This window comes from Bacillus sp. SIMBA_031 (genome assembly GCF_046535225.1).
In the GTDB taxonomy this organism is placed as follows: Bacteria; Bacillota; Bacilli; order Bacillales; family Bacillaceae; genus Bacillus; species Bacillus velezensis.
In genome coordinates this window covers 1-234 of the sequence record NZ_JAWRXC010000708.1, presented here as the reverse complement: position 1 = coordinate 234, position 234 = coordinate 1, and the positions used below count along the sequence as shown (strand labels likewise).

General features: G+C 63.7%; 1 protein-coding gene. It reads right to left on the bottom strand.

Translation table 11 applies throughout. The annotated features are described in order from the left end of the window. Positions 1 to 181, bottom strand: a 181-nt coding sequence (locus tag SB724_RS21915) for a hypothetical protein (protein ID WP_410573196.1), incomplete at its 3' end; no start/stop codon positions are given. Between the last annotated feature and the right edge of the window lie 53 nt (positions 182 to 234).

The window sequence follows — 234 nt, the reverse complement described above, 5'->3', positions numbered from 1 at the left end:
AGGAGTACCGGCAGGCGTTGCACTCGTAAGTCACGTCCACCACGTTGGGCAGGGGCGGGTAATGCGACTGGATGGAATCCACCGAAAGATGCTGGTCGGTGTCGCAGTGCTTGCACCACAGAGGCTCATCCGGCGGCTGCTGTGCTTCGTCCGGATCGCGTGATGCTGGCTGGGCCGGCATGGGTCACCTCTGCAATGGTGCTGCGGGGCGCCCAGCTGCTTGAGCGGAAGAAG